Below are 5,342 nucleotides of genomic sequence, written 5' to 3'. Positions count from 1 at the left end.
GGTCAGCAGCGTGCGGTGCGCGTGGCGCTCGAGGCCCTCCCGGTCGCGGGCCACCAGCCGGTGCACCGCGAGCGCGGACGCGGCCCGCTCGGCGATCACCACCAGCCGGTGCGCGGGCTCGGCCGGGCAGACCAGCACCAGCCGGCCCCAGTCGTTGCCGCGCGCGCCGACCACGGTGACGAGCCAGCCCGCGTCGGCGTGGTAGCTCGTGCGCGCGGTGCCGGCGACCGCCCGCGACCGCGCCGCCCAGTCGGCCACCAGCTCGCTCGGGTCGGCGCCGGCCGCGTCGTAGGCGAGCACGTCGTGGCCGAGCGTCTCCAGCACCACCGGCAGCCCGGACGCCCGCGCCACCTCGCGCAGCACCTCGGCCGGCTCGGCCCCGGCGACCGTCAGCGCGGTGAACGTCTCGTGCACCCGCTCCGCCGCGCGCAGCTCCGCCACCTGGGCCTCGACGATCAGCCCGACCACGGCCTCGGTCACCGAGACGAACCGGGTCTCCCGGGACAGCGTCACCAGCGGCAGCGAGTGCCGCTCCGCGGCGGCCACGAGCGCCGCGGGCAGCTCGCGGCGCCAGTGCCGGACCAGTTCGACGACCACGCCGACCACGCCGGCGGCCGACAGCTCGGCGACGTACCTGGCGAGCGCCTCGGCGTCGTCGGGCAGCGCGATGCCGGTGGTCAGCACCAGCTCGCCGCCGCGCAGCAGCGGCGCGATGTCGGCGATCTCCGCGACGTGCACCCAGCGCACCCGCCGCTCCAGGCCGCCCGCGCCCGCGACCACTGTGGCGCGGCCCTGCTGGATCGCCGGCAGCGCGAGGACGTCCGAGACGGTCGGGTACATGTTGTGCACACTCTACGGCGGCGACGATACAGACTGTCCATGGCGCGCGGGCGGCGGCGCGACCACACTCGGGGCATGGGTGAACCGCGTCTGATCGATCGCCACCGCGCCGTCCTGCCGAGCTGGCTCGCGCTGTTCTACGACGACCCCATCGAGATCGTGCACGGCCACGGCCGCCGGGTCACCGACTCGAACGGGAAGACCTACCTCGACTTCTTCGCCGGCATCCTGACCAACGCGATCGGCTACGACGTGGCGGAGATCAGCGACGCCGTCCGCAAGCAGCTCGACACCGGCATCCTGCACACCTCGACGCTCTACCTGATCCGCAGCCAGATCGAGCTCGCCGAGCAGATCGCGCGGCTGTCCGGCATCCCCGACGCGAAGGTGTTCTTCACCAACTCGGGCACCGAGGCGAACGAGACCGCGCTGATGCTCGCCACCCAGTACCGGCGCAGCCACCAGGTCCTGGCGCTGCGCAACTCCTACCACGGCCGGGCGTTCGCCACGGTCGGCGTCACCGGCAACCGCGGCTGGTCGGCCTCCGCGCTCTCGCCGGTCAAGGTGTCCTATGTGCACGGTGGGTACCGGTACCGCAGCCCGTTCGCCGCGCTGTCCGACGAGGACTACGTCAAGGTCTGTGTGGACGACCTGCGAGATGTGCTGGCCACCGGCACGTCCGGCGACGTCGCGTGCATGATCGCCGAGCCGATCCAGGGCGTCGGCGGGTTCTCCTCACCGCCGGACGGGCTGTTCGGCGCGTTCGCGGAGGTCCTCGCCGAGCACGGGATCCTGTTCATCTCCGACGAGGTGCAGACCGGCTGGGGCCGCACCGGCGACACGTTCTGGGGCATCCAGGCCCACGGCATGACGCCCGACATGATGACCTTCGCCAAGGGGCTCGGCAACGGCCTCGCGATCGGCGGCGTGGTCGCCCGCGGGGAGATCATGGACTCGCTCGGCGCGAACTCGATCTCCACCTTCGGCGGCAACCCGGTGTCCACCGTGGGCGCCCGGGCGGTGCTCGACTACCTGGTCGACCACGACCTGCAGGCCAACGCCGCCCGGCTGGGCGACAAGCTCCTCACCGGCCTGCGCGCGGCCGCCGAGAGCCACCCGGTGGTCGGCGAGGTGCGCGGCAAGGGCCTGATGGTCGGCATCGAGCTGGTGAAGCCGGGCGGCATGACGCCCTCGCCCGCCGCCGCGGTGACCGTGCTCGAGGAGACCCGCCGGCGCGGGCTGCTCGTGGGCAAGGGCGGCCTGCACAACAACGTCATCCGGCTCGCGCCGCCGATGACGCTGACCGAGGACGAGCTGGACGAGGCGCTGGCGATCCTGCGGGACGCCATCGCCACGGCCGACGGGGAGGCGGGCCAGTGAGGCGGATCAGCCACTGGATCGACGGCAAGCCTTGGGCCGGCGTCGCGGAGCGGACCGGTGAGGTGTTCGACCCGGCGACCGGAGCGGTCGCCGGACACGTCGACTTCGCCTCGCAGTCCGAAGTGGACGAGGCGGTGGCGGCGGCCGCGCGGGCGTTTCCGGCGTGGCGGGACACTTCGCTCGCGGCGCGTGCGAAGCTGCTGTTCAGGTTCCGGGAGCTGTTGAACGACAACAAGGACGAGCTCGCGGCGATCCTCACCGCCGAGCACGGCAAGGTGCTCGACGACGCGGCCGGCGAGGTGGCGCGGGCGATCGAGAACGTCGAGTTCGCGTGCGGGATCCCGGCGCTGCTCAAGGGCGGGTTCTCGGAGAACGCCTCCACCCGGGTGGACGTCTACTCGATGCGCCAGCCGCTCGGCGTGGTCGGCGTGATCTCGCCGTTCAACTTCCCCGCGATGGTGCCGCTGTGGTTCGTGCCGAACGCGATCGCGTGCGGCAACACCGTGGTGCTCAAGCCGAGCGAGAAGGACCCGTCCGCGTCGAACTTCATCGCCGAGCTGTGGGCGCGGGCGGGGCTGCCGGACGGCGTGCTCAACGTGCTGCACGGCGACAAGGTCGCGGTCGACGGGCTGCTGACGCACCCGACCGTGCGCGGCATCTCGTTCGTCGGCTCGACGCCGATCGCGCGCTACGTCTACGAGACCGGCACCAGTCACGGCAAGCGGGTGCAGGCGCTCGGCGGGGCGAAGAACCACATGGTCGTGCTGCCCGACGCCGACCTCGACCTCGCCGCGGACGCCGCGGTGTCGGCCGGCTTCGGCTCCGCGGGCGAGCGCTGCATGGCGGTGTCGGTCGTGGTCGCGGTGGACCCGGTCGGCGACGAGCTGGTCGACAAGATCCGCTCGCGGATGGCCGGCCTGCGGGTCGGCGACGGCCGGCGGCCGGGCTGCGAGATGGGCCCGCTGGTGACCGGCGCTCACCGCGACCGCGTTACGTCCTATGTGGACGCTGGGGTGGCCGCGGGCGCCACCCTGGTCGTCGACGGCCGCGGTCACGAGATCGACGGCGACGATGCCGGCTTCTGGCTCGGCCCCACCCTGTTCGACCGCGTCGAGCCGCCGATGTCCGTCTACACCGACGAGATCTTCGGTCCGGTGCTGTCCGTGGTCCGCTCCGACAGCTACGAGTCGGCGGTGTCGCTGGTCAACGACAACCCGTACGGCAACGGCGTGGCGATCTTCACCAACGACGGCGGCGCCGCCCGGCGGTTCCAGAACGAGATCGAGGTCGGCATGGTCGGCGTGAACGTGCCGATCCCGGTGCCCGTCGGCTACTACTCCTTCGGCGGCTGGAAGTCCTCGCTGTTCGGTGACACGCACGCGTACGGGCCGGACGGGCTGCACTTCTTCACTCGCACGAAGGTGGTCACCTCTCGCTGGCTCGACCCCTCGCACGGCGGGGTCAACCTGGGCTTCCCGCGCAACGAGTAGGAGATGTTCGACAACTTCTCGCTGGAGCGCATCGACGCCGGCGAGGTGACGCTGCGCGTCCGGCATGGTGGGCGCGGGCCGGCGGTGCTGCTGTTGCACGGCCACCCGCGCACCCACACCACCTGGCACCGGGTGGCTCCGCTGCTGGCGCGCCGGCACACCGTCGTGTGCCCGGACCTGCGCGGGTACGGCCAGTCGACCAAGCCGCCGACCACGGCCGACCACGCGCCGTACTCGAAGCGCGCGATGGCGGGCGACTGCGTCGAGCTGATGCGGACGCTCGGCCACGAGCGGTTCGCGGTCGTCGGCCACGACCGAGGCAGCTACGTCGCGTTCCGGCTGGCGATGGACCATGCAGAGGTCGTCACCGCGCTGGCGGTGCTCGACAGCGTGCCGATCGGCGAGGCGCTGGCCCGCTGCGACGCGAAGTTCGCCCACGACTGGTACCACTGGTTCTTCTTCGCGCAGCCGGACCTGCCGGAGCGGGCGATCGGCCGGGACCCGGACGAGTGGTACCGGATCGGCGACCGCGACACCCCGCAGCGGTTGGGCGCGGAGAACTTCGCCGACTTCCGCCGCGCGATCCACGACCCGGCGACGGTCCGCGCGATGCTCGAGGACTACCGGGCGGGCCTGGGCGTGGACCGCGCGGCCGACGACGCCGACAAGGCCGCGGGCCGGACCCTGGCCTGCCCGACCCTCGTGCTGTGGGCGTCCGGTGACGACATGGCGGACCTGTACGGCGACGTGCTGGACGTGTGGCGGCCGTGGGCGCCGGACCTGCGCGGCGGCGTCATCGAGTCGGGCCACCACATGGCGGAGGAGGCACCCGACCAGCTGACGCGGGCGTTGCTGGACTTCCTGCCGGCCTGATCACTCCACGCCGAACGACCCCCGGAGCCGCTGCAAGGCCCGATGCTGCGCGAGCCGCACCGCGCTGGACGACATGCCCGCGGCTTCGGCGGTCTCGTCCGCGGAGAGGCCGAGGATCATGCGCAGCAGGACCACCTCGCGCTGCGTCTCGGGCAACGTGGCGAGTAGCCGGCGCAGCTCGGGACCGCCGGCCCCCGTCTCCCCGCCGGTGGCCTGGTCGACCCTGGACGAGGTGATCGCGTACACGAAGGCGAGGACGGGGCGGCCGCTGTCGCCACCTCGCGGCAACGCGGCCAGAACCGCGAGCAACACGTCCCGCGCGAGATCGTCGGCGGCCGCGAACGACCGTCCGACTCGGCCCACCCGCGCACGGCAGTACCGGAAGACGAACGAGCGGATGGCGATTGTTCGGTCCGGCTCGGACGCGGCGTTCCGCCGTCGAGGTGATTGGCTGTCATCGCTTCTGTTCCGCGAGGCGTTCCCACGTACATCGTAGAAGTACCAGGGCCCTACCAGCGGGGGACAGAATCGCTGAATTCCCTACCCTTTCGGGTGGCAATCGGGGCCCAACGAGTCCCGCAGCCGTTGCAGTGCGCGATGCTGCGCGAGCCGCACGCCACTCGGCGACATGCCCACCGCCTCGGCGGTCTCCTCCGTGGACAGACCGACCAGGGTGCGCAGGATCATGATGTCGCGCTGGGTGGCGGGCAGCGCGTCCAACGGGTGGCTCCTGCGGTCGGCGGCCGTGCGGGTCACGGC

Annotated in this window: 6 protein-coding genes; 3 read left to right on the top strand and 3 right to left on the bottom strand. The window is 72.4% G+C overall.

Annotated elements, in window-relative coordinates; all coding sequences use genetic code 11:
• Window positions 1–840, bottom strand: an 840-nt coding sequence (locus ACRDSK_RS31600) for a PucR family transcriptional regulator ligand-binding domain-containing protein (RefSeq protein ID WP_431445062.1), incomplete at its 3' end; no start/stop codon positions are given.
• Window positions 841–915: 75 nt separating this feature from the next.
• Here ACRDSK_RS31600 and ACRDSK_RS31595 point away from each other — a divergent pair.
• The 3 genes from ACRDSK_RS31595 to ACRDSK_RS31585 are packed head-to-tail and all read left to right on the top strand — an operon-like array spanning window position 916 to window position 4,583.
• Window positions 916–2,220, top strand: a complete 1,305-nt coding sequence (locus tag ACRDSK_RS31595; RefSeq protein WP_431445061.1) for an aspartate aminotransferase family protein — start codon at window positions 916–918, stop codon at window positions 2,218–2,220.
• Entirely contained in the window at window positions 2,217–3,710 is a 1,494-nt protein-coding gene (locus tag ACRDSK_RS31590) for a CoA-acylating methylmalonate-semialdehyde dehydrogenase (RefSeq protein WP_431445059.1), read from the top strand. The genes ACRDSK_RS31595 and ACRDSK_RS31590 overlap by 4 nt, the downstream gene beginning before the upstream one ends.
• A 3-nt stretch (window positions 3,711–3,713) precedes the next feature.
• Window positions 3,714–4,583, top strand: coding sequence for an alpha/beta fold hydrolase (locus ACRDSK_RS31585; protein ID WP_431445058.1), 870 nt, complete (start codon window positions 3,714–3,716; stop codon window positions 4,581–4,583).
• Here the strand turns inward: ACRDSK_RS31585 and ACRDSK_RS31580 are convergent, their stop codons facing one another.
• Window positions 4,584–4,946 carry a sigma factor-like helix-turn-helix DNA-binding protein gene (locus ACRDSK_RS31580; RefSeq protein WP_431445057.1) on the bottom strand — a complete coding sequence of 121 codons (363 nt, stop codon included), beginning with the start codon at window positions 4,944–4,946 and terminating at the stop codon, window positions 4,584–4,586. It lies immediately after the preceding gene.
• Window positions 4,947–5,123: 177 nt separating this feature from the next.
• Window positions 5,124–5,342, bottom strand: a 219-nt coding sequence (locus tag ACRDSK_RS31575; RefSeq protein ID WP_431445056.1) for a sigma factor-like helix-turn-helix DNA-binding protein, incomplete at its 5' end; no start/stop codon positions are given.

This window comes from Actinophytocola sp., assembly GCF_050699915.1.
GTDB lineage: Bacteria > Actinomycetota > Actinomycetes > Mycobacteriales > Pseudonocardiaceae > Actinophytocola.
Note: the sequence above shows the minus strand (reverse complement) of the source record. Positions and strands in the feature narration are given on the sequence as shown.

Bases quoted from the DNA above. Each gene is read 5' to 3' on its own strand.
- ACRDSK_RS31585 (WP_431445058.1), top strand. From the start codon at position 3,714: ATGTTCGACAACTTCTCGCTGGAGCGCATCGACGCCGGCGAGGTGACG.
- ACRDSK_RS31595 (WP_431445061.1), top strand. From the start codon at position 916: ATGGGTGAACCGCGTCTGATCGATCGCCACCGCGCCGTCCTGCCGAGC.